19 protein-coding genes and 1 other RNA gene are annotated in these 24385 nt (G+C 38.9%); 3 read left to right on the forward strand and 17 right to left on the reverse strand.

Features of this window, described 5'->3' with window-relative positions:
• Positions 1 to 129: 129 nt before the first annotated feature.
• From QNH43_RS13695 to nirB (QNH43_RS13715), 5 genes are all read right to left on the reverse strand, one after another.
• Positions 130 to 450 carry a hypothetical protein gene (locus tag QNH43_RS13695; protein WP_283918256.1) on the reverse strand — a complete coding sequence of 107 codons (321 nt, stop codon included), beginning with the start codon at positions 448 to 450 and terminating at the stop codon, positions 130 to 132.
• Positions 451 to 800: 350 nt separating this feature from the next.
• A complete protein-coding gene (locus QNH43_RS13700; RefSeq protein ID WP_283918257.1) occupies positions 801 to 1226 on the reverse strand; it encodes an OsmC family protein in 426 nt (141 codons plus the stop codon).
• A gap of 663 nt (positions 1227 to 1889) precedes the next feature.
• A complete protein-coding gene (locus QNH43_RS13705; RefSeq protein WP_283918258.1) occupies positions 1890 to 3509 on the reverse strand; it encodes a family 14 glycosylhydrolase in 1620 nt (539 codons plus the stop codon).
• A 217-nt stretch (positions 3510 to 3726) separates the two neighbouring features.
• Positions 3727 to 4044 carry a nitrite reductase small subunit NirD gene (gene nirD / locus QNH43_RS13710; protein ID WP_283918259.1) on the reverse strand — a complete coding sequence of 106 codons (318 nt, stop codon included), beginning with the start codon at positions 4042 to 4044 and terminating at the stop codon, positions 3727 to 3729.
• Between the two features lie 17 nt (positions 4045 to 4061).
• Positions 4062 to 6479, reverse strand: a complete 2418-nt coding sequence (gene nirB, locus QNH43_RS13715) for a nitrite reductase large subunit NirB (RefSeq protein WP_283918260.1) — start codon at positions 6477 to 6479, stop codon at positions 4062 to 4064.
• 255 nt (positions 6480 to 6734) lie between these two features.
• Here nirB (QNH43_RS13715) and QNH43_RS13720 point away from each other — a divergent pair, with 255 nt between their 5' ends.
• Positions 6735 to 7010, forward strand: a complete 276-nt coding sequence (locus tag QNH43_RS13720) for a MerR family transcriptional regulator (RefSeq protein ID WP_269467089.1) — start codon at positions 6735 to 6737, stop codon at positions 7008 to 7010.
• A gap of 198 nt (positions 7011 to 7208) precedes the next feature.
• On the opposite strand, the gene cobA is transcribed toward QNH43_RS13720, so the two are convergent.
• The 4 genes from cobA to QNH43_RS13740 all read right to left on the reverse strand — a co-directional run bounded on the left by cobA (position 7209) and on the right by QNH43_RS13740 (position 13927).
• Entirely contained in the window at positions 7209 to 7979 is a 771-nt protein-coding gene (cobA, locus tag QNH43_RS13725; RefSeq protein ID WP_283914540.1) for a uroporphyrinogen-III C-methyltransferase, read from the reverse strand.
• A gap of 117 nt (positions 7980 to 8096) precedes the next feature.
• Positions 8097 to 10247, reverse strand: coding sequence for an assimilatory nitrate reductase catalytic subunit NasC (gene nasC / locus QNH43_RS13730; protein ID WP_283914541.1), 2151 nt, complete (start codon positions 10245 to 10247; stop codon positions 8097 to 8099).
• A gap of 86 nt (positions 10248 to 10333) precedes the next feature.
• Entirely contained in the window at positions 10334 to 12667 is a 2334-nt protein-coding gene (nirB, locus tag QNH43_RS13735; protein ID WP_283914542.1) for a nitrite reductase large subunit NirB, read from the reverse strand.
• 54 nt (positions 12668 to 12721) lie between these two features.
• Entirely contained in the window at positions 12722 to 13927 is a 1206-nt protein-coding gene (locus QNH43_RS13740; RefSeq protein ID WP_283914543.1) for a nitrate/nitrite transporter, read from the reverse strand.
• Positions 13928 to 14461: 534 nt separating this feature from the next.
• Between QNH43_RS13740 and QNH43_RS13745 the strand changes: the two genes are divergently transcribed.
• On the forward strand, positions 14462 to 15004 hold the full coding sequence (locus QNH43_RS13745; protein WP_076369321.1) for a ribonuclease H-like YkuK family protein: 543 nt from the start codon (positions 14462 to 14464) through the stop codon (positions 15002 to 15004).
• A 161-nt stretch (positions 15005 to 15165) separates the two neighbouring features.
• Here the strand turns inward: QNH43_RS13745 and ssrS are convergent.
• The 5 genes from ssrS to QNH43_RS13770 form a co-directional block, all read right to left on the reverse strand.
• Positions 15166 to 15352: non-coding RNA, 6S RNA (gene ssrS / locus QNH43_RS13750), on the reverse strand.
• A 333-nt stretch (positions 15353 to 15685) separates the two neighbouring features.
• Positions 15686 to 17167, reverse strand: a complete 1482-nt coding sequence (locus QNH43_RS13755; RefSeq protein WP_283914544.1) for a UDP-N-acetylmuramoyl-L-alanyl-D-glutamate--2,6-diaminopimelate ligase — start codon at positions 17165 to 17167, stop codon at positions 15686 to 15688.
• A 228-nt stretch (positions 17168 to 17395) separates the two neighbouring features.
• A complete protein-coding gene (locus QNH43_RS13760) occupies positions 17396 to 18622 on the reverse strand; it encodes an MFS transporter (RefSeq protein ID WP_283918366.1) in 1227 nt (408 codons plus the stop codon).
• A gap of 478 nt (positions 18623 to 19100) precedes the next feature.
• Entirely contained in the window at positions 19101 to 19982 is an 882-nt protein-coding gene (locus QNH43_RS13765; RefSeq protein WP_283914545.1) for a mechanosensitive ion channel family protein, read from the reverse strand.
• Between the two features lie 20 nt (positions 19983 to 20002).
• Positions 20003 to 20395: a sporulation protein gene (locus QNH43_RS13770; RefSeq protein ID WP_076369329.1), complete on the reverse strand. Its 393-nt coding sequence runs from the start codon at positions 20393 to 20395 to the stop codon at positions 20003 to 20005.
• A gap of 654 nt (positions 20396 to 21049) precedes the next feature.
• Here QNH43_RS13770 and QNH43_RS13775 point away from each other — a divergent pair.
• Complete coding sequence (locus tag QNH43_RS13775; RefSeq protein WP_283914546.1) at positions 21050 to 21583, forward strand: DL-endopeptidase inhibitor IseA; 534 nt, start codon at positions 21050 to 21052, stop codon at positions 21581 to 21583.
• Between the two features lie 176 nt (positions 21584 to 21759).
• Here QNH43_RS13775 and QNH43_RS13780 read toward each other — a convergent pair whose 3' ends face one another.
• The 3 genes from QNH43_RS13780 to QNH43_RS13790 form a co-directional block, all read right to left on the reverse strand.
• Positions 21760 to 22749 (reverse strand): hypothetical protein, encoded by a 990-nt coding sequence (locus tag QNH43_RS13780; RefSeq protein ID WP_283914547.1) that lies wholly within the window; start codon positions 22747 to 22749, stop codon positions 21760 to 21762.
• Positions 22736 to 23083: a PadR family transcriptional regulator gene (locus QNH43_RS13785; protein WP_283914548.1), complete on the reverse strand. Its 348-nt coding sequence runs from the start codon at positions 23081 to 23083 to the stop codon at positions 22736 to 22738. The genes QNH43_RS13780 and QNH43_RS13785 overlap by 14 nt, the downstream gene beginning before the upstream one ends.
• Before the next feature lie 271 nt (positions 23084 to 23354).
• Positions 23355 to 24152: a fumarylacetoacetate hydrolase family protein gene (locus QNH43_RS13790; RefSeq protein ID WP_283914549.1), complete on the reverse strand. Its 798-nt coding sequence runs from the start codon at positions 24150 to 24152 to the stop codon at positions 23355 to 23357.
• Positions 24153 to 24385: the final 233 nt, after the last annotated feature.

Below are 24385 nucleotides of genomic sequence, written 5' to 3' on the forward strand. Positions count from 1 at the left end.
AACTTTATATGGTATTGACGATGATCTTAACGTGATGAAATAAATAAAAATACCTTAAAAAGGCCATTCCTTAAATAAAAAGGAACGGCCTTAATTATTTATCTGTCTGAAAATGCGAAGTCTAAAGTTTTAGTAGCTTTTCAAACGATCTTCCAGGGACACAATTCTAAACTTTAACTCTTGATTCGAGTCTAAGCCCCCTATTACAATTTGATTATCTTCCGTAATGGTGACATATCTGAAGGTTTCTTCTCCGTGGATCTTGATTTTTGTCTCCAATGTCGTTTCCATTTTTGCAAAAACTTGATCTGTGTATGTAAGCGGAAGAAGATCATCTAAACCTTCTTCGGGGCTGCCGAGCCACTTAAACATGAAATCTTTCAATGAATATTGTTCAATCATCGATAAATGATCTTTAAAAATTAATTTGTCAACTGTTATCTCTTTCAACTTAACCACTCCTCAATAGTATCTAAAGTTTATACGGATAAACTCCTAACATCAAGGGCATTCCAATGACAAACGATTACAGTTTGATTACTTGCTGACTAAATAAACCCTTTTCTTCCCGAAAATGGAGTTCTTTTACCTAGAAAACATATTGTGGGATGATTTTTGCTTAGAATACGGCTTGAATTACATATAGAGGTATTATTTTCTGGGGTTTATAAATGATTATCCATGAAAAAAGGAATCATTTCAGTCGAAAACAGCCTTCCTTTGCTTAGAAAATGAAGGCTGTTTTTCTTATATGGATGTAATACAGCTTTCTGTTAAATGATAGTCCCTTAACTAAAATATTATAAGTCTTGTTTTCCTTTAACCCCATTTATCGAATAGCTGATTTTAATGTTGGCATTTAATGAGTGATATACTGAACAATACGTATTTTTGGATAATTGAATTGCACGGACCACTTTATCTTCAGGCAGATCACCCTCCAATAAATAGTGGATATGAAAATCGGTAAACCGCTTAGGGTGATTTTCTGATCGTGCCCCTTCTATTTCTATTTGAAAGGCCTTTGTTTCAAATCGCATTTTTTTTAAAATCATTACAATATCAATGCCTGTGCACCCGGCAAGAGAATGCAAAAGTAACTCAGTGGGTCTTGCTCCGCTATTTTTTCCTCCTACATCTTCGGCAGCATCCATCTTTATTTCATGTCCCGACGGAGTTGTGCCAGAAAAGGCCATTTCCCCTGTCCATGTAATCATTGTCTTCATTTATTTCAATTCCTCCCTATCTTGTTGTTTAGTTCAAAAATAGTCCACTTGTTTATTTAATGTAAGTACAGATCATTTAAGTCTTAAAATAATATTCCACCAAATATTGCGGTCATTACGCAAATTAACAGAAACTTGGTTTCAGGATTTGTAATATGATCCTAACTTGTGATGACTTTCCATTCCTTATATTCTTCCCACAAGTCCTACTTAGTTAGTCATGCTGTAAAATTTGAACTTTGATTATCTCTTCAGGCTTTAAAACCCTCGAAAAAACATTCCAGATGTTTTCAGAGATCCGTTCCCATTCCACCGACTGTCTGCCAAGCCTCATCAAAGCAAACGTCTGTGGGGTCTCGGCCAGGCAGTTATTAGGCAGGAGTGTCGCAAATTTCTTAAATCGATTCAGGAATTCATGCACTTAAAGTAATAAAAAAACAGAAGGATATTAAGTTTACTTTTAGAATCATGGTTGTGAGGGCATTCCGAACCTCCTATTATCTACAAAAGGGTTCCTATCTAAATTTTAATGAAAAATTGATTGGTACAAGTGTTGAGACTCATGCGGGAAAGGCGCGTCCAAGGAGGACCCCACCAGGCCGAAACGCCGAGGGCGGAAAGCAAGTATTTGAACGATAATTTCCTCATCCCCTATATCTCCATTTACCATGAAGTTTTATAGTTTCCTTCTCCATTTAAAGGAGTTTTATAACTATTATTTTCCCCATCTTGCCAAGTAATATTGCCATTTTCATCTTTCAGGACGAACTTGAATTCATAGAATCGATCTGCGGCTAAACGGAATGTTCCACTCCAGTTGCCTTCTGTGCTTTGAGAGAGTTTATATTCGTAATCTTCAGGATTCCATCTGCCGATTTCGCCTCTATCCCCAATTAAGTAAACTCCATGTGTGGGAGGTGCATTTTCAACTGTGAATGTAACTGGAATCGACAAGCCTTCCAATTTATCAGCCATCATCCTGAACTCCTTTGTTGGATTTCCTTCATCATCGAATAAATAGGACATCCTTAGCAAGGTGAATCCATCAAAATCATGGTTAAAAACCATTTCTGCTATATTGTCAAAGCCCCCTTCATTGTTGATCAGCGGGAGTGCGTTTTCCCCGTTTAATGAAATTCCTTTTTCATTAGCCAATGAGGCAATATGGGTAACCAACGTTTTAGGTGCGCTATAGGATGGTGCAGTATGTGCGTCTTGATCTCCCATTTCCAAACAGGTGAACGTGAGAGCCATATTCGATTTCTTAAACTGATTCAATAATTGGGAGTAGTTATAGTACCCTGCACTGTACTCTGCTGAATGCGGCAGTACTGGATCATTCATTTTCCAATGGACTCCTGAGATTTTAGCTCCAATTGGCACGCCAAACACTTCATCAAAATGTTTATGGGCGAATTTAGAGATTTTTGCAAGATGCTTTTCGAGTGCTCCTTGATACCACTGCATAAAGTCGTATCCAAATTGTGTATCGATTGCTCCGCCCCTTGTGAAGAATTCATCCCCGTTTGCTGGCGGCTGTATCTCATTCCAGTTTTTATACGCTTTGCCCCAAGCAGCATTTAATTTTTTTATCGTTGAATATTTTTCTCTCATGGTAAGCCTGAAATCCCGTTTTGCTCCTTCTGTATAAGCTTGAAGCTGTCCCCTTTCGGGATAAGCCCAGCCATCAGCATTCTGGTATGAGGGATATCTAAGTTCCCCGGCAGGTCCTGCACTTAAATATATTTTAGCTATTAGATCCTTTTGATCAGCAAAGTTATCTGCAAATGATTTGTACAATTCGTTGTATTGATCAGCCGTACCTTCCCACCAAGGAGCAAGTACTTCCTTATTCCAGAAACCACTTTCACTCTTGAATGCCATGTTCTCTAGATTGTCTTTATTCCAGAGCCAACTCGGGATGGAATAGTTACAATCATCCCCCACATTACCGCCGCATTGATGTGTAGACAAAATGGGCACCCATTTTAATCCGGAAGCTTTCACTGTTTCCGCATATTTTTTATAATAGGACCAATCAAATTGATTATCTTTTTTACTCTCGACTAATCCCCACCAAATATCTGTCGTTACTGCATATACTCCATTTTCCTTCAACTGGGTCAGCTCTGCTTCAAATGCCTCCCAATCTGTTATTTCGCCCAATGGGGCCATCACATAAAGCTTGTAATCTGGTTTTACTTCTGCTATACCAGGTGAAGTACTCGATAAAGGAACAAAATACAGCATAAAAGTAAAAACGCCAACAGATAATTTGTTCATAAGAACGCCAACCTTTCCCCAATAACTTTATTCATTTGTTTATCATTGAAGTCGCTTTCATTCTTTTCGTTCTATAAAGGCACACCTTTACTGGAAATTATATTTGCTTTGGAAAAATTTATCAATTATTTCGTCATGGTAATTTAGTTCATATCTCCTAAAAGAAAAAATGGATAGTCCCATAAGAGACTATCCAGAGCAGCCGTTTATCTACATTTTATAAAACAATATAAACATTGCCATCTTCTATTTCGACATTGAATGTCTTTACGCAACCGTTATCAGGTTTTTGGACTTCGCCATTCTTGACACTGATTTTCCAGTCATGCATCGGGCAAAAGACGTGATCACCACTCACAATGCCTTCCACCAGAACTCCACCTTTATGTGGGCAACGATTTTCAATAGCTCGGAATTCACCATTCGCTAAATGAAAAAGAGCAATTTCATGAGAGCCTATGGTTACTGTTTTCCCTAGGTTTTTTGGCATCTCATTTACTTTTGAAACCTTTATCTTTTGAAGAGTTTTCCCCATGTTGGCTACCCCCATATTCATTTATTTGATATAGCTGGAATTTTCACTTTTTGAAATAAACCGGTTTGAATCGCATTGCTCTCAATGATTTCTTTCCAAGGTTCTTGCAATACCGATAAGGCCTCATCCAAACGTTGATTAAGCTCATTCCGTTTTTGCTTATCGCCAATAATCGTCTTAATGGTATCGAACCCTACACGCTCAACCCAGACAGACGTTCTTTCTAAGTAATTGGCAGTCTCCCGATAATGTTGAATGTATGCACCTGTAATTTCAATTACCTCATCACTTGTTTTCACTTTGCATAATAATTCAGCAGCTCTTAAATGGGTTCCACCGTTGCCGCCAATATAAATTTCCCATGCACCGTCAACACCGACAACACCAAGATCTTTGATGCCGGATTCAGCACAATTACGAGGACATGCCGACACGGCCATCTTAACCTTATGCGGCGTGCCTACACGTTCAAACTTCTTCTCCAGGGCAATGCCCAGCCCAATTGAATCTTGGGTGCCAAAGCGGCAGAAGTTTTCCCCTACGCATGTTTTCACAGTTCGAAGGGTTTTTCCATAAGCATATCCGGAAGGCATATCCAGGTCGGCCCATACACCTGGAAGGTCTTCTTTTTCAACGCCGAACATATCTATTCTTTGCCCGCCTGTAACTTTAAGTAACTTAACATTATACTTATCGGCAACATTTGCTATTTTCCGTAATTGTTCAGGATTGGTGACGCCCCCATACATTCTTGGCACAACGGAAAATGTACCATCCTTTTGAATATTTGCATGTAGTCTTTCATTGACATAGCGGGATTCTTTTTCGTCCTCATATTCAACAGGATGGATCATGCCCAAGTAATAGTTCAGTGCCGGTTTACACTTCGAGCATCCATCACTTGTATTCCAGCCGAGAACATTCATGACTTCTCGAGTATGGGTCAGATTTTTTTCACGTATTTCAGCAACAACCTCATCTCTTGATAAAGTGGTGCACGTGCATATGGATTCCTTCTGATTTGACTTACTGAAATCAGCACCCAATGTCAGCTCGAGAATATCACCGACTAACGGCTTACACCCCCCGCATGATCTCGAAGCACTTGTGCAGCCTTTTACTTCCTCAATACTTGTTAACCCTTTAGATTCGATAGCCGTCACAATATCGCCCTTCGTTACACCATTACAACCACAGACGATTTCTTCATGTGACATCGAAGTGACAAGACTGACACTGGGTTCTCCACTGGTTCCAACTTTTAGATATTCGGAAACGTCGGCATTTTTATTGATCATGCTCAACAGGTTATTGCTTTCCTTTGTATCCCCGAATAATACCGCACCAGAAATTTTCCCATTTCGGATCATTACTTTTTTGTAAGTACCATTCCATTCATTAAATTCCTTGATTGATTTGGCTTTTTCATCCTCGAAAATTTCCCCAGCCGAAAATACATCAACACCAGATACTTTTAACTTAGTAGACAGCACTGAACCCTCGTATGCTTTGCTTTCCTGCCCGCAAATCCTTTTGGCTAGTACTTTGCCCTGTTCATAAAGGGGAGCGACCAAACCATACACCATCTCTCGGTGCTCCGCACATTCACCAACCGAATAAATATTCGGGATTCCCGTCTCCATATAATCGTCCACGATAATTCCGCGATTTACAGGGATGCCGCAATTTTTGGCCAATTGAACATTTGGCTTAATCCCAACTGCCATGACCACTAAATCGGCGCTGATTTCCTCGCCATCACTAAAGCGTAATCCTTTAACATCAATTTCACCTAAAACCTCCTGAGTCTGTTTCCCAAGATAAAAATTCATTCCCTGGCTTTCAAGTTCCCTTTGCAGCATTTTTCCTGCTGTTGGATCTAATTGCCTATCCATCAAATATTCCGAAAGGTGAATAACATCTACCTGCATACCTAAATTTAAAAGACCCCTTGCCGCTTCAAGACCAAGTAATCCTCCACCAATGACGGCAGCTTTTTTATTATTCTTTGAATATTCAATCATCTTTTCGCAATCTTCAATATTTCGAAAGGCTGTCACTCCTTTTTTATCAGCACCCTTTATCGGTAGAATGAAAGGGATTGACCCGGTAGCTAAAATTAATTGATCATATTCTACTTCACGATTTGTGTCTGAGTATATGATTTGCTTTACGGTGTCGATGTTCGTGACCGTTTCACCGGAAAAAAGTGTAATATTATTCTCTTTGTACCAGTTCCAATCATTTATTGTAATATCATCTATCGTCGTAGCCCCTTGCAATACATTCGATAGTTGGATTCGATCATAATTCGGATGTGGCTCACTTCCGAAGACAGTCACCTCAAACCTATCTGGTTGAATTTTTAAAATTTCTTCTATACATCTTACTCCAGCCATACCATTTCCGATTAGCGCCAATTTCTGCTTAGCCATGTTTTGTCCTCCAATAAGATTTTTTTGAAAGGATTATGTGTTTGATTATAGGTGAGGTCACAATTTATAACAACAAGTGTGTTATATAATCTTACATGATTTTTGAAAATTAATAATTAATGTTAGTTTTTATTACAAATATTCAGAAAATTAGGATATAATATCCTTATTGATCTTGCATAAATCAAAAATGAGGTGATTTTCATCGTCCAGCAAAAAGAATCATATATAGACAGAAAAGTAATTTCCATAGGAGTGGTCAGAGAATTAACCGGACTATCCGATAGACAAATTCGGTATTATGAAGAAAGAAAACTCGTCTTCCCCGAAAGGTCTAAGGGTGGTAACCGTAAATACTCATTTTCCGACGTCAAGGCATTGGTGGAAATCGCCGATAAAATAGAGGATGGAGTGCAAACCAATGAAATCAGACAGGAAAAATTAAAAGAGAACAGAAAAATTGAACAGGAAAAAATGCGAAAGAAAATGCTGCAAGGCCAATTAAATGCACATTTTGGCCTACGTAATTGATTTTCGCCAAGCAAACGGAATTATAACCGATTCAACAAGTACTATAATTTCCATATTTCAGATTTCGATAAAACAAGTCACAATTTCACCTTGCACCTTTAAAAATAGTTATTAACATTATTAAACTGGACATGATGACTAACATGTCCAGTTTTCCATTTTCACTACAGTAAAAGTTTTCTAACTATCATTCCTTTTCTAAGCGAACTCCTTTTCTTTTGTCTTCTCTGAAAACCATGATAATTTTACGGATAAATTCACCACTTCTCCTATTACAATCATGGCAGGATTGGCAACCTGCTCTCTTGTTACAATCGCCACTATTGAATCGATGGTTCCTGTAAAAGTTCGTTGAAAACCTGTCGTTCCTTGTTCGATGACAGCAACAGCAGTTTCAGCTTTCTTCCCGCAGGAACGTAGTTGTTTGCAGATATATGGAAGGTTTTTAATACCCATATAAATAGCAATGGTATCAACACCATGTACCAAATGATGCCAGTTGATGTTTTCAGGCTTGCCGGTCACGCCGTGTCCTGTGACAATTGCAAAGGAACTCCCCCATTCCCTATGAGTCACGGGAATTCCAGCATAAGCTGGCGCAGCGATTCCGGATGTGATTCCAGGAATTATTTCAAATTGAATTCCGTGCTTTACTAGCACCTCTGCTTCTTCACCCCCTCGTCCAAAGATGAAAGGATCTCCCCCTTTTAGACGAACAATCGTTTTTCCTTCTATTGATTTACTAATTAACAATTGATGAATGTCCTCTTGATGTATACAATGGTTACCAGGCGCTTTACCGCAATAAATGTATTCAGCTTCAGGTTTACCGTATAAAAGCAATTCACGATTTACCAATCGATCATACAAGATGACATCCGCTTCCGCGAGGCATTTGGTTGCCTTGACAGTAATTAAGTCTGGATCACCTGGTCCAGCACCAACAATATAGACCTTGCCTTTTTTCATTCTCTTTCCCCTTTTGTTTTTAGTCATGTAAATTCCATTTGATATGGGATTCTGTGTGGTTAGGCTTCCCCTTATTGAACCTAAAAAAGTTATGATGAAAGGGAAGAAAACTTCCCTTTAATTGGACGTTAACTCTACTAAAGGATGTACGTTTACAGCACTGACTTTAAAGCCAGGCATTTTGCATGCGGGATCTAAATCCTGTGAAACGAGGCGATTGACATTTTGTGAGTCTGCCCAATGGAAAGGAACGAATATAGTATCGTTGCGTATGGTTGCTGACCATTTGCTTCTTACAACAATACTTCCACGCCTTGATTCAATTTTCACCAAAGTATTGTCTGGAATATGAAATTTCTTGGCTGTTTCCGGATGGATTTCCATATATGATTCAAAATTTCTTGCGGATAATGATGAGCTTTTTCTCGTTTGTACTCCTGTTAAATAATGTGACATGATTCTTCCTGTTGTTAAATAAAGTGGGAAATCCGTACATGGCTGTTCTTTTGGAACAAAAGGCACATTATTAACCACAACCATGGCCGCCTTTCCATCCGGGTGGGCAAAAGACGTTTCGAATAACCTTTTTGTCCCTTTATGGTCAATGGATGGACATGGCCACAAAATGCCTCCTTCTTTTCTTAATCGATCATACGTTATACCATAATAGTCAGCGGTTCCCCCGCGGCTTGCCACTCTCAATTCTTCGAAAATCTCATTTGCAGATTGAAAGGGAAAAAACTCCCCTTTTCCCAGAGCTTTTGCTATATCACAAATGATTTGCCAATCATGCTTCACTTCCCCAGGTAACGAAAAACTTGCTTCCCGCAACGTTACCCGTCCTTCTAAATTCGTCATCGTTCCTTCATCCTCTAAATAAGACGAAGTAGGTAAAATCAAATCAGCCAATCTAGCAGTTTCAGAAACGAACATATCCACTGCGACAAGAAACTTTAATTTTCCTAAAGCCTTTTTGACAAAGTTAGCATTGGGATTAGAAACAATGGGATTGGAACACATTAAAAACATGCCGGTAATTTCACCTTCATTTATCTTCTCTATCATTTCGTATGCAGAGACACCTTTTCGTGGTAAATCGGCCTCATCGATTCCCCATATTCTTGCAATATGTAATCTGTGTTCCTCATTTTCAATCATGCGATAGCCTGGGAGCTGGTCTGCCTTTTGGCCATGCTCTCTTGCTCCCTGCCCATTCCCCTGTCCGGTAATAGCTCCATAGCCCGAATTCACTTTTCCGATTTTCCCTGTAATAATAAGAATATTGAGAAAATTACGAACGGCGGCAGAACCATCAGTTTGCTGCTCAACGCCCCTTGCTGTAAAAATCATTCCTGATTCTTCTTTCCCGAACATTACAGCCGCTTTTTGAATTTGGTCGCTAGGAACACCTGTCATTTCTGCAATTTCCTCCAACTGTAATGATGTAACATACTCTTTAACTTCGTTATAGCCATTTGCACGTTCCCGGATAAATGCTTCATCAATAAAATCCTCTTCAATGATCACTTTCAATAAACCGTTTGCCAACGCGGCATCCATCCCTGGTTTTACTTTTAGATGTAAGTCGGCCATTTTCGTTGTAGTTGTTTCTCGTGGATCTATAGCAATAATATATGCACCATTTTGTTTCGCTTTCTCAAAGTACGGCATGATAGTCGGCTGACATTCCGCAATATTCGTGCCTGCCAAGATAATGCACTTTGTGAACGGAACCTCTGATAAGCTGTTGGTCAGGCCTCTGTCCATACCAAACGTTTGGCTTGCTGCCGAAGCAGCTGCGGACATGCACAAACGGCCATTATAATCTATATACTTTGTTTTCAATGCTACTCTTGCAAATTTCCCAAGCAAATATGCTTCTTCATTTGTAATGGATGCACTTCCATAAACAGATAATGCATTTACACCATCTTCTGCTTGAATCTTAGTGAAATTCTCCTCAATGTGGTTTAATGCTTCCTCCCATGATATTCGAACAAATTCACCATTTTTTTTAAATAATGGGTATTTAATTCGATCTTTGTGCAAAGCATGTTGGTGTGCATTCATTCCTTTAATGCATAAGCGTCCCTCTGAGGTTGGATTATCTTTTCCAATCGTCATATACTTTTTTCTCGTAACTATTGTTTGTTCCAACAGCTGCATCTTACATTGCATGCTGCAAAATGGACATTGTGTATCATAACGTTTCTCTGATTGGGCCTCTTGTTGCTTCGTGCGGAAATACTTTAATAATAATTCGGTCAAGGCTCCTCACCCTTTACTCATGGATTTCTATAGATAACATTACCCGATAGTTTAAGACGTGCATCAAAAGGTACTTTCCATTTCGTTCATTCTCTGACCTCCGCCATTTCCAATCGTTGAGATAGTTGCTGACTAAGATCATTATCAAACAAAACTTCTCTAACATGAATTAAACCCACTCGTTCAATCCATTCCCAAGTCCGTTCTAAGTAATTGGCTGTTTCCCGATAATATTGAATAAAGCTGATGATGATTTCAATTGCTTCTTCATTTGTCCCAGCTACACATAACAGTTCTCCGGCACGTACATTACGCCCGCTGCTTCCGCCCACATATATTTCCCAGCCCCTGTCAATGCCCATAACACCTATATCTTTCGTTGTTGATCCTGCACCGTTATGCATACAAGCAGATATGCCCATCTTTAGACGGTAAGGTGTTGATACATGCTCCACTCTTTTTTCCAAGTCAACAGCAAGTAAAAGGGATTGCTTTTTATCACAAGAACAAACATGTTCACCGATACATGTTTTGACGTTTTGAACGGTGTTACCATATTTCGAACTTAACGGCATGTCTAAATCAGCCCACACACCTGGGAGATCTTCTTTTTTCACACCCATTAAATGTATCCTTTGTTCACTTGTTACCGCCACCCGGGATATATCATATTTATCTGCAACATTTGCAATTTTCCGCAAGTCTTTCGCATTCGTCATCCCGCCGTACATTTGCGGGATAACGGAGTATCGTTCATCACTTTGAACTGTTGCATTCTTTTGTTCGTTTATGAAAAGAGTTTGCTGTCTGATCTCGTACTCCGGATGAATCATCCCTAAATAATAGCTCAGGGCTGGCCGGCATGTTGAACAACCTCCTGTATTTCCCCATCCAAGAACATCCATCGCTTCTTGGACGGATGTTAAATCTTGGAGCTGCATTTTATACACGACTTCATCTTCCGTTAATGATGTACATGAACACAATGCAGTTTGTTCATTAGCCTGATCGGAAAGATTACCTTGAATATATGCCAAAAGCTCGGTCACTGCAGGCTTACATCCACCGCAAGAGCCTGAAGCCTTTGTGCATTGTTTAACTTGTTCCACGGTTGTTAATCCCTTATTTCGAACCGCTCCAATGATTGCCCCCTTTGAAACAGCATTACAATTACAAATGATTTCATGATTTGCCATAGAAGCGATTAATCCCTCAGCCGTACTTGGTGATTGGAACAGTACATGCTTTTCCTCTGACGATACAACTTGCCGCTTTAAAATCATATCAAGTAATCGTGAACTGACCTTTGTATCTCCATACAGAACAGCACCTATGATTTTTCTTCCTTGAAAAACCACCTTTTTATAAACACCATCTAATTCATCAAAAGTTGTGATTGATTTCGTTGTTTCATCACCAAGGAAATCTCCAACAGAAAATAACTCAACTCCTGATATTTTCAACTGGGTCGAAAGGATCGAACCTTGGTATCCGTTGCATTTCATCTCACAAATATGCTTTGCCAGCACTTCACCCTGTTCATATAGGGGTTTCACCAGTCCATAAACAATTCCGTGATGCTCAACACATTCACCTACCGCATAAATATTTGGGATGCTGGTTTCTAAATAGTCGTTTACAATAATGGCACGATTTGTATCAATTCCGCTTTCTTTGGCCAACTGAATATTCGGTCTGACTCCGGCAGCCATAACGACTAAATCTGCTTCCAGCTCCGTTCCATCTTTAAACCGGACACGCTCTACACGATCGTTACCGATTATCTCCTGAGTTTCCTTTTTTAAAAGAAAGTTCATACCCTGGTTTTCCAACTCTTTTTGCAGCAAAAGTGATGCCGTTGAATCAAGCTGCCTTTCCATTAAATGGTCAGCAATATGAACGACATTCACTTCCATGCCAAGGTTTAACAGCCCTCTCGCTGCTTCTAAACCTAATAAACCGCCTCCGATGACGACTGCTTTTTTATACTTGCGCGAAGTATCAATCATCTTTTGGCAATCTTCAATCGTCCGAAATGCAATGACTCCTTCTTTATCGACACCGGTAACAGGAAGAATAAATGGGATGGAACCTGTGGCAATTATCAGTTTATCGTAGTGAACTTCCCGTTCTTTGTCTGTTATTATCTTCCGAGTCTCTTTATCGATTTTCACAACCGTTTCCCCTGTGAACAATTGGATATTATTCTTTATATACCAGTCCCTGTCATTAATCGCAATATCCTCAAACGAAGTGTTGCCTTGAAGCACAGTCGACAATAAGATTCTGTTATAGTTAACGTGTGGTTCACTACCGAAAATAGTAATCTCAAATGCAGTCGGATCCATACTAATTATTGACTCAACACAGCGTAAACCCGCCATTCCGTTCCCTATTAAAACCAGTTTTTGTTTATACATTTTCTCCCCCCAAACAAGTACTGTAACAAGCAAATATTACCAGTAAACAAAGATCTAGATCTTAACTGAATTTTTTCCGAGTACCCACGTTTTTTTCCACGAAAGCTGAGCAAGGCCCAGGATAAGCAACGCCACGATCCCTACTGCGGAAAATACTAAAAATCCCGTAGCATATGTCCCAGTAATCTGTTTCAACGTACCTAGTATGTTTGGAACCAAGAATCCGCCAACACCTCCGGCAGCTCCTACAATTCCTGTGATAAAACCAATTTCTTTAGAAAATCGCTGTGGAACTAATTGAAAGACAGCTCCATTGCCCATACCGAGAAATAGCATCCCGATGAACAGCAGGATCGTAACCACAGTTAGAGAATAAAGAAAACTAATCCCAAACATACATATTGTGAGTCCGACGAATAAAAACATAAGCAGTTTAACTCCACCTATTTTATCGGCAATAAATCCTCCGACAGGACGAAAGAAACTTCCGGCGATGACACATAATGTAACAAATTCCCCTGCCCTAATCCGTGTTAACCCATACTCATCAACAAAAAAGATGTTTAAAAAGCTAGTAAATCCGACAAAGCCCCCAAATGTCACACTGTAAAGAATACAGAAATACCAAGTGTCCGTTATTTTAAATACGTTGAAATATTCCTTGAGCGGTTTTGCAGGCGGTTGAGATGGTGCGTCTTTTGCGATTAAAATATAAATGACGAACACGATGGTTAAAGGAATCAAAGCTAATCCCATAACATTATGCCAGCCCAGTGATTCTGCAATACGCGGTCCAAACAATGTAGCAAAAAGAGTTCCGCTGTTACCTGCTCCAGCAATGCCCATCGCAAGACCCTGCAAATGCGGGGGATACCAGCGACTAGCCATAGGAAGTGCTGCAGCAAAACTTGCACCAGCCACTCCGAGTAAAATCCCAATTAAATAGAGCTCGGCTAAACTTCCTCCGAATAACCATCCCCAAAAAAGCGGAATCATCGTAACAAGCATCCCGCCGATTGCTGTTTTCCGCGGACCGATGCGATCTGTCAAATAACCAAGTACGATTCGAAAAAACGAGCCTCCCAAAATCGGAATAGCTACAATCAAGCCTTTTTCGGCTGGGGAAAGTCCGAAATCCTTTGTAATATAGACACCGAGTGCACCTAATAGTACCCAAATCATAAAACTGATATCAAAATAAAGGAATGAAGCTAATAATGACGGGGCATGACCGCTTTTTTTCAATTCAGATATTTTCATTTTTCATCTCTCCAATGCTTTATTAATTGAATATTCGTTTATTTTACTCTTATAAAAGGAAGATTTCTTGGTTTATGTAAGAAAACATCACACACTTTTTTTAAAGGTTATTAAATTTGAATACTTTAAAGGAGTTATTGGTTAAAATTTAATAATTTCATTTCCTTTTTCTTATATTAATTGAATGATATTGTGGTTTACTTAGGTGATGTAAAGTTTACAGTTATGGAAGGGGATATGCCAAAGCAAATAAGCTTTTTCATAATATCCTCCATACAAAAAAAGAGAAACCTGATGATTTAGCTTCTCTTCGCTACAAACTCCACATTTTTAAATTTATGGCTTATATAACATGTATGCTAGGAATCAATAGGGCACCGAAAATAATTCTTTTATTAATGATGACTGCATCTTCTTTAGGGGGCGGGTTCTTCCCACGGCACAAAACAAGGACCCCCTTCATATGATGTGTTAAGAGCGGCAAGAGATATTTAATAATCTGATTATATCCGGGGAAAGGTTGGGTGCAATAATATGAAGCAATATCCATTTCAGAACATCCCATTTCAAAACCTTCAGAAAAAAGACATGTCATTTGAAGAGGTATTTGTTCATATTGTTGAGTTCATGGAATTAAATCCTTCCGGTAACTATCAATTGATGGTCGGGACAGATTCGCAAGTACATAAAAAACATACCGTTTTCATTACAGGCATCGTGATACGGCAGGTCGGAAATGGTGTATGGGGTTGTATAAGAAAAGTGATGATCCCTAGAAGGATGCTGCATTTACATGAGCGCATTTCCCAAGAGCTGTCGTTAACAGAAGAAATCGTATCCATGTTTACGGAAGAAAGAAAAAATCAGTTAATCGATATTGTCCTGCCTGCTGTATATCAAGGGGCAACGTTCACAATGGAAGGGCACATTGATATCGGGATTGGAAAACGGAACAAAACCAGTGAGTTTGTCAAAGAAATGGTAGCCAGGATGGAATCCATGGGCGTGGAACCAAAAATCAAACCCAATGCTTTCGTCGCTTCAAGTTATGCCAACCGGTATACAAAAAAAGAGTGAATGTCTCCAAAACATGTAATTATCAAATGGTTCCAACACTGGATCCTTTTAAGCTGACAGAACAATATGGTTAGGAAACTTCCAGACTGCAATAAGGTACATACAATTTGAAAAACAGCAAAAAACCGGCCTCAGAAAGAGACCGGCTTGAACATTTAAAGATATTAGCCGCCATTGCCGTATCCAGTAAGAAAGTTTTAAACCACCACTCCTCAAAGTGGGTGTTTGCAGAAAAAATCCTGTTGTCCAAGTCAGTGACGAGGCATAACATTCCTGTTTCAATATAAAACTCCCTATTACAGCTTAAAGGTTAAAACTTTATTATCATTACGAACAGTGCAGCTTGTATTGATATAATACCTGAATTCCTCATAAGTTACAATGTTAATAATCACCATATGAATAGCCTATGGCTGTAGAAGGAAAAGACGCCTAAAAGGCGTTCGTTAGACTAAAGCTATGGCTGTTTTCGCATACTTTGTTGCTATTTACCAAGTAAAGCGGTGTGGTTGATTTCCCCTCCAGATGCTCGCTTTCCGCGGGGCGGGCGGTGAGCCTCCTCGGCGTAAACGCCTGTGGGGTCTCACCTGTCCCGCTGCTCCCGCAGGAGTCTCGCACTTGCGCTCCAATCAACCTTAAATCGTTTTGTTTTAAAAACAATCTTTACGAAAAGAGCCAAAGCTATTGATCAAAATAACCGATAAAATCCGCTTGGTCTTTATTTTGCAGATATAGTACCGTTTCTTTGTCAGAAATGGTAGGCAGTCCGAAATTTTTCTCATACCTCTCAATTCCTTTTCCTGTAATGATAATCCAATCTCCTTCCTTTCCTGCTTGGAACGCCTCCTGTATAGCAAGTGTCCGATCTGGAATAACCTTCCCATTTCCAGCAAAGTAATCGCTTTGGAGTTCATTTAGGGACGATTCCATCTCTTCTAATCCCTCCGAATTCAGATCATCCATCGTCAAAATCGAAACATCACTATGTTCCGATGATACTTTAACCATTTCAGCCCTTTTGGTTGTATCTCGTCCACCTCGGAAACCAAAGATATGATAAATTTTTTTGGCCCCGCATTCTTGGGCAGTTTGAAGCATATGTTGAATGGCATCTGCAGTGTGTGCATAATCAATGACTATTGTCGGTCCAAATTCTTTCTTATACATTTCAAATCTTCCTGGCACACCGGAAAATCGTTTCAGTGAAGTGAGGATTTCCTCTTTTGAAATTGGAAACATCTTCGCTACGGAATACGCAGCTATTGCGTTATATAAATTATGAAGTCCAGGTAAAGGTAACTCAATTTTCACAAAATCATGATTCTCATTCAATAAAATAAAGGGGTTTATTGCAGCATTATAATTGGTGATGGTTAAATCGCAGCGATTGGATTTTCCAAATACAAAGGCACTGACACTCTTCTCACGTAAGTATTCTTGTAGTCTTTCTCCCCAGAAATCATCCCCATTGATAATTGCAAGACCATTTGGTTTCAATTTTTCAAAAAGCAGTAATTTTGCAAGGAAATAATCCTCCATCGTACCGTGGAAGTCGAGATGGTCATGATACAAATTCGTGAAGACACAGAAATCAAATTCAATTCCTTCCAATCTGTATTGGGCTAATCCATGAGAAGACACTTCCATTATGACAACCATGTCCTGACTGGCTGCCAGCAAGGAATTCAGTTTCATGGTACCTGGAGTCGTATTATGGGAATCGACTTTGATTCCGTTGATAATATGCTGTATCGTACCAATGACGGAACAGGTAACCCCATTCTCTTCTAATATTTGCTGAAGCATATAGCTCGTTGTGGTTTTTCCATTTGTGCCCGTAATTCCTATCATTATTTTTTGATTGCTGGGATCTCCATAAAACCTTTTGGCGATTAGCCCTAATGCTTTTCGACTGTTCTCCACTCGTAAATAGGGAACATCCAATCCCTTAATATCTCGATTGCCAATCACAGCCGATGCCCCTAAACGAATTGCATCTTTAATGTAATTATGGCCATCGGACGTATAACCGGTTACGGCAACAAAAAGGAATCCTTTTTTAATTTCTTTAGAATTATCGGTTACACCTGTGATGGATATATGTTCAACGTCCTTCGGCAAATTCCCGTTTATTGCTTCTTTCAATATGTCTTTAAGGATCATTAACTTTTCTCCTTTTTCATGTAAGCCATTCACCTGACTTATGAAAATAAAATTCATAGGTAACAATAAGCCCATTTTTAGTATTTACCAGTACTCTAAAAATAATTGTTAATCCAGATTTTGTTAGTTGTAATAAAGGCCAGAAGGAAAAAAGAAAGAAAAGCAGCCAAAATTGGCTGCTTTTCTTATGGATATGCTGTATTTAGGTGTTGGCAAACTGCAAGATAATTACGATTGAATTTCCAGGGATTTGGTTTCGGCCTTTTGATTGTACAATGGCAAAATGAAAAACATCCCCAGAATAAAAAAGAAAGCGGCTGTTTCAAATATGGCGACGAGTGAAAATTGCTCTTTCAGTACACCTGCTGCACTCATGGTCAACACCATCGATCCAGTGAATAGCGGGCTTAAGATTCCATTGACCCTTCCGATGAACTCGCCTTCGGTCCTCTGTAAAATCAAAGTATTGATCCCGATTTGAATACAAGGCAGCATTAGCCCATTAAAGAACTCGGCTGTAAGTGTAATCCAAAGATTTGTTGAAAGCCCCATTACCGCTAATCCAATGGCATTCACAAGCATTCCGAAAGCTAATAATCTTTGAGGTGCCACTTTTTTAGCAAAAATCATCACACCGGCACCACCTAAAATCATGCCAAACCCATTCACCATAAATAACCATTGCAGATTTTCCTTAGGCAGTTCCAGTTGTTCCGTAACAAGGAATATAGAGAGCGGCTGAATGAAACCCAGTCCGAGCCCGGCTGCCAGAAAACATAAACCAAGTAAGCTTAGTTCCTTTTTTCGCAACACATACCTCACTCCGCTTTTCATTTCCTGCCATATCGTTGTTTTTGCGGTCTCTTCATTCAGTTTACGATCTTTTGGAAGAAAGGCGAGTGCACCAGCTGAAAGTAAAAACGCCAGGCCAGTAATCGCAATCGAAATGTTTATCCCGAATGATTGGAAGGCGAATGTACCGAGAATCGGACCTAAAACCATAAATACTGCAAAGACGGTCTGATAAACAGACATCCCTGTCTGAATTTGGCTTTCTGGCAAATGCATCTTAAAAAGCTTCATGCCTGATGGCTGAGAAAACTGAGAAAGTATCGCCGAAATCAAAGTTGCGAAGAATACCATTTTCCAACTGCCGAAGATAAGCGAGATAAGCACAGCAAATACGGATAGTGCACTTAATATATCACACCAAACCATCGTTTTTTTCGGACTCCAGCGGTCAGCAAACGTCCCTCCAATAAATGAAAAAATAAAAATGGGTGCGAATTCCGCTACTGATATCATGGAAATGGCAAAGGCATCTCCATTTGTCTTTTCCATGACGAATAACAAAACGGCAAAATTCCGTACCCATATCCCTATTTGTAAAAACAAGCCTGATAAGATAATGGCCCGGAATACTCGATTTGTAAAAATGTTAGGTTCCTTATTAATTAACGTTTCAGATGTGTTATTCGCCAATATAAAAACCTCCTGTGAAATATCTGGACAGGAGGCAGTACAATACAAATTCAACAAGGAAAAATATCCCTAATCTAAGGAACACAATGATCTTTGTTTGTATTTTAATGTACAGACTAATCCTATCCAGAAAAAAAGTTCGTTTTAAGCACGCATTTTTTCTTAAAAAATAGGATTAAATGATCATTGTTTAAAGGTCACCCTTCCATTTTATGTTATTTTCATAATAATTTATTTAATCTGATAAATCAAGGGCAAATTAATAAAACTTTTTTTGATGGGTTTGTTCTATTTTCTTGTATAAAAAAAGGACTTCCTTTAAAAGAAAGTCCTTTAATATCCTTAGGCTTCAAAGGACTTTCACTAATAAAGCTTCTGCCCTTTGTTACCTTATCCATCATTTTTTCATGACCTTTTCCTGGATTATCTCAAGCGAATGTGTTTCTTCTTTTCAGTTCTCCAATAAACGTTCTTGATTAGGATTGCCCTGAACAAGCAAATGGGAAGATGGCATTAGAATTTGATTCTCATGTAAAGCAGTCATCATTTCAAACCTCACGCTTCTCGATGTTTCAAAGTAATCATCAGGTTTCACAAGTCCCACTATGCATAGTTCATATCCAACATATTTAAGATTCGGATTTAAATCCGTAATGCCAATGTACCTAAAATCCTCTTCAGGTGTATCATCTTCTAGTCTTAGAAGGCTTTCACCATACTTCTCATTACAGATAATACATATATTCTCCAACAGCCGCTTTACCCTTTCGGGATTTTCTTGATAACTTACTGTGATGCGTTCAATGATTCGCATTCTTCCTTTATTAAAATTTTGAATCGTCCTGATTTCACTGTGTGGGATGGTCAGCAATTTTCCTGACCATTCCCTGATCTGCATGAACCGGATACCGATTTCCTCAATCGTCCCGGAACTTGTCCCATTAAAGGTCACAAAATTCCCTACCCGGAATTCGTTATCTGAAAGCCTTACGAATCCCAATAAGATATCCTTAAGCATTTGCTGAGCCGCAAATCCGATCACGACCCCTACAATCCCAGCTCCAGCCATGATTCCTTTTATGTCTATAAACTGTCCAATCAGATAAATGAGGAAAAGTCCTGCAAGGCCGTACCTAAGAGCAGAACGAGTAACCCCCTGTATCGTTCTTTCGACTTCTTCCACAAAAAAATCAGATCTCTTAAAGAACCATTCAACCATTTTATTCAAAATATAATAAACGGCCAATAACAGTAAAGCTAATATAAAAAGCCTCAATACTAAAAATTCTTCCAAATAATCCATAGCCTGTTCTGTAAATTTCAAGACATTCATGTTTCCACCTCCATTCCACTTTATTCAGAATCGATTAAAATCCAGTCATCATCCTTGCCTATTATCCCTTTATCAAGGATAAGTCTCGTTTTAAGGCGATAGGAAACCCCCCGCTTATAAGGCTCCTTTAATATAGGCAGACAAAAGTTAAAAGGAATTTCATTGCTTTCCCCTGAATTAATCTCTCTTGAAGACAAAATGGTGCTCGTTTTAAGGATTTCTTCCATTCCCGTAGAATGAGTATCCATGATCAAATCACATTCAATCCTTCTTATTCTTTGCGCAAGGGTACCACCCTTAATCAAGAAATATCCATTTATGCATTCACCAGATTTATACGTATTTTTCGGAAGGATTAAATCTATTTGTGCAGAACCTATCCCTAAAAGTAACAAAGATTTTCTAAGTATCAAAGAATACACTCCATTTATATTTATTTGTTTTTCTATTAAACCCACATGTTTATACATTTCCTTATGAACTGCATGATCCGGACTACAAAAAAACCTTTACCATTTTGGTAAAGGTTTTCTAAAAATAAATAGACCTTTACCAATAGGTAAGGTCTGGCTAACAACAATATGCTGCCAACAACACCGAGAGCAAAGAGCTCCGTAATGACGACATTGTTGTAAAAGCTACTCCCCTTTGGAGAATGTATTAAAGTATATAATTTATAATACGGTAGGATTGGAAAGTTTGTCAAACCTTTATATTTTATTATTTTCAAGTCCCTCCCGGAAAATTCGGGTTTTTTGTACATATCTTGATATTAATGAAAATATAATGAATTAACTTGTCCCTTTATTGCAAAAGTATTAACTTCTGGGTTTTAAATAGACCAGTTGGTGGAATAAGTATGTAACAGCCAAGTCCTTACAAATGGATGAACGCTCCTTTCAAAAAGAATAAAGTGAACAAACTATGTATATATAAAATTTTATTTAAAAATTATCAAAATTTCTCTTTTACTTACGCCAATCATGTTGTAATATAAATGTAACAATTGTAATATTAATTAAACTTTCGTTACATAAGTATCCTATTAGGGATTGGGGAGATAAAATATGAAAAAATTTTCAGGTATGCTATTATCCATTATCATTTTATTTTTCACATTAAGCGGTCAGGTTACCGCAAAAACGACATCACAGAATTTGTCTGATGCAAATGCATTAAAGATAGCCGATAATGCCAGCAAACATTTTTGGAATGCTTTACATGGGTATAAAACCCGTTCATGTTCACAAAAAACTTTCAATTATAAAGGGACAGCGTATTCATACCTTTGCCAAGAGTTTAATACAAAAGATAAGTTGACTACCTACTTAGCAGAGACATTTACTAATAATGCTGTTGAAAAAGGGCTGAACAAATATAGTTACATTACCCATAAAGGGAAATTAGCACGTCCTATCGGAGACGGCGACAGCATGTTAGAGTGGAGAAAAGCAAAAATTAAACTGGTCTATCAAAAAACTAACGTTAGATCCTACAATTTAACTGTACCTACTGTCGACGGTGACTCAGTAAAAAGAACAGTTACCTTTTATAAGTCCGGATCCACTTGGAAAGTTAATCAGTTCGATGCAGTTCAATAAAAAAATGGTTTAAATGTAACGCCTCATATGCTGTATAGTTAGTTAAAAACTATATTTCATATGAGGTGTTTTTCTGTTTTCCGTTGAAATTCGAGAAATAATCTTACAGACTTGTAACACCTCATTTTTCACTTCAGGGAACTTTTAATCAAAAAAACACAGCTAGATGCTGTGCCTTAACGGATTTTTGCCTTACGGAAGCCTTGATAGGAATCGTAGGCGGCAAAAAAGATGGAGATGAGTATGAGCCCCCAGTAAATCGAGGTTTTCCATTCATCGATTGAAAATAGTGTTTTTTGGTAAGTAATGAATTCAGGGTTCAATAAATCAGGATTACTGATGATGATGATGAAAGTCAGAGTGGATAACAGCTGGTATATGGCATGAATTAAGGCTAGTTTCAGGGTCCATCGTCTTAAAAATAATTTATAAATCGCCAAGAGCACCCCGATGATGACGACGCATGATACCAGCAGCCAATAGGAGTTCAATACTTCTTGATTGAAAGAAGGTGTCACGAAAATGAGACTGCCATTTCTTTTTTCATAGACTCCTAAGAGGTTTACTGCATTGAAATAAAGGGCCGCGAAGACAGAAAGACCTAACAAACTCGCAAAAATTTCGATCATAGGAACCGCTTTTTTCTTTGAAATGTTCGGAATATCTTTTAGGTTTTCCGGTGTCCATGGTTTCAAGTCTTTTGTTAAAGGCGACTGGTCTTTTGAAGGATCCACGCGTTCTAAAATGGCAAATGAAATCGTTAACCAGAAAAACACTTGGATACCTGTACTGATCATACCCGAAATCCCTTTCCCGATTATTATTAAAATTGCGTCAACAACCGTATTACCCATATCCCGAAAAGGATTATCCCCTACTAATCCGATCAGCGAAATGACTGCAGCGATTGGTAAAATCATTTTCAACAGACAGATGTAAACATCAAAATAACGCGGTCCAATCAGATGCATAGGCCGATCGCGATAACGACTTGCAAGTGTAACCGGATCTCCTAATTTTAAAAGGACGGCTTTCACGTCTTGCTCCGTATGATCCACCGGAAGCATATCTTCGATTGTAGATTGAAGTTCAAGCGCAATATCCTCCCGGCTTTTTTCTGGCAGCGTGCGGGTCACTTCCTGAATATAAAGTTCAATCAGCTCCATCTTCTCCCTCTCCTTTTAATAATATATAAAGCTCTTGAGAAGTTTTTTCCCATTCTTCCTTTAACTGAGTGAATATTTCTCCCCCATAATCGCTTAAAGCATAGTACTTGCGCGGTCTACTTTCAGAAGTATTCCAGCTGCTGGTGACCAATTCTTGTTTTTCCAGGCGGCGAAGCAAAGGATATAAAGTACTTTGATCAATGGTAATTCCCGACTTCTCTAAACGCTGGACAAGCGAGTACCCATACTGAGGGGTTTTGAGCTGACTTAGAACAGCTAACGTCAAAGTGCCTCTGCGCAGCTCAGTGGTTAATGAATTCAGTAAATTGCTCATCCAATCACCTCTTCTCTATACTATGTGACGTACACCATACCTTATACTATGCATCATACACTATTTTAGTTCTTACAACACCATAAAAATGAAAATATATTTTATTTAAAGCAAAAAAAAAGAAGCGTTTCACGCCTCTCCGTTTTGCTTTATTAATATCACACAAGAATGACCCATAATATCATCGTCCAAATAATTGGACCGCTCCTTGTATTAAGGTTGCCATTTTTTTAGTTTTCTAGGCATCCGTCACTTTCAAATTCTGGAAATCTCACTGAACCTCATTACATAATTGACCGATGTTCTCGACTTCAACTATGACCTCATCCCCCGACTTGATCGGGCAGCTGCCAGATGGTGAACCCGTGGCCAAAATGTCACCGGGCTCCAGTGTCATTACTTGTGAAAGCCAGCTGATTAGAAACGGAATGCTCAGAGACATTTCATTGGTATTTCCGTCTTGGACAACGCGGCCGTTTAAAGTGGTCACAATCCGCAAATTAGTCGGATCTACCCCGGTAACGATGCACGGTCCCAAAGGTCCGAATGTATCAAATCCTTTGCCCCGCGTAAACTGTGGGTCTTTTTTTGTAAGATCTCTTGCAGTGACGTCATTGAATATCGTGCAACCGAACACATAATCAAGCGCATCTTCTTCTTTGATGTTTTTTCCGCGCTTTCCAATCACCAAGGCTACTTCCCCTTCAAGTTCCACTTGGTTGGATAGCTCGTTTGGAGGAAGGATAATTTTCTCCTTGTCTGCAATAAGCGAAGATAATGGCTTCAAGAAGAGAAATGGTTCTACAAGGTTCGCCTCTCCCCCTGTTTCCTTTGCATGACCTGCATATGTCCAGCCGAAATTAACAACTTTCGAAGGTTTTACAGGTTCCAGAATTTTCACGTCACTATATTTCAGCTCTACCCCGTCATACTTTATTTCCTTGTTGACAAGTTCAGCAAAACTGCTGGACAGTTGTAATATCATCTCATCCTCAACAATACCGTAATGTATCTTGCCCTGTTGATTCTGATAGCGAACTATTTTTTGTGTTTTTTGTAACACATGCATGATGAATAAACTCCTTTGATAAGTAAGGTATACTGAATTTAGAAAATTTAATAGCCGGGTCTCCACCGAAGATTCCAACTCTATAACAGATAGCTCAACAATGTGCAAAGAAAGTGCAGCCCTGGTGGTAGATTATTTTATTCGATGAAGTACTAAAAGGACTTTATTCGATTTCATAGAACAGTTCAATAATGAGCAATGAAATGTAGTTGAAGCACTGACACTTACTTTAA

Source organism: Peribacillus simplex (assembly GCF_030123325.1).
GTDB lineage: Bacteria > Bacillota > Bacilli > Bacillales > DSM-1321 > Peribacillus > Peribacillus simplex_D.

Bases quoted from the DNA above. Each gene is read 5' to 3' on its own strand.
- QNH43_RS13700 (WP_283918257.1), bottom strand. From the start codon at position 1,226: ATGAAGACAATGATTACATGGACAGGGGAAATGGCCTTTTCTGGCACA.
- QNH43_RS13705 (WP_283918258.1), bottom strand. From the start codon at position 3,509: ATGAACAAATTATCTGTTGGCGTTTTTACTTTTATGCTGTATTTTGTT.
- nirD (WP_283918259.1), bottom strand. From the start codon at position 4,044: ATGGGGAAAACTCTTCAAAAGATAAAGGTTTCAAAAGTAAATGAGATG.
- nirB (WP_283918260.1), bottom strand. From the start codon at position 6,479: ATGGCTAAGCAGAAATTGGCGCTAATCGGAAATGGTATGGCTGGAGTA.
- cobA (WP_283914540.1), bottom strand. From the start codon at position 7,979: ATGAAAAAAGGCAAGGTCTATATTGTTGGTGCTGGACCAGGTGATCCA.
- nirB (WP_283914542.1), bottom strand. From the start codon at position 12,667: ATGTATAAACAAAAACTGGTTTTAATAGGGAACGGAATGGCGGGTTTA.
- QNH43_RS13740 (WP_283914543.1), bottom strand. From the start codon at position 13,927: ATGAAAATATCTGAATTGAAAAAAAGCGGTCATGCCCCGTCATTATTA.
- QNH43_RS13745 (WP_076369321.1), top strand. From the start codon at position 14,462: ATGAAGCAATATCCATTTCAGAACATCCCATTTCAAAACCTTCAGAAA.
- QNH43_RS13755 (WP_283914544.1), bottom strand. From the start codon at position 17,167: ATGATCCTTAAAGACATATTGAAAGAAGCAATAAACGGGAATTTGCCG.
- QNH43_RS13765 (WP_283914545.1), bottom strand. From the start codon at position 19,982: ATGAATGTCTTGAAATTTACAGAACAGGCTATGGATTATTTGGAAGAA.
- QNH43_RS13775 (WP_283914546.1), top strand. From the start codon at position 21,050: ATGAAAAAATTTTCAGGTATGCTATTATCCATTATCATTTTATTTTTC.
- QNH43_RS13780 (WP_283914547.1), bottom strand. From the start codon at position 22,749: ATGGAGCTGATTGAACTTTATATTCAGGAAGTGACCCGCACGCTGCCA.
- QNH43_RS13785 (WP_283914548.1), bottom strand. From the start codon at position 23,083: ATGAGCAATTTACTGAATTCATTAACCACTGAGCTGCGCAGAGGCACT.
- QNH43_RS13790 (WP_283914549.1), bottom strand. From the start codon at position 24,152: ATGCATGTGTTACAAAAAACACAAAAAATAGTTCGCTATCAGAATCAA.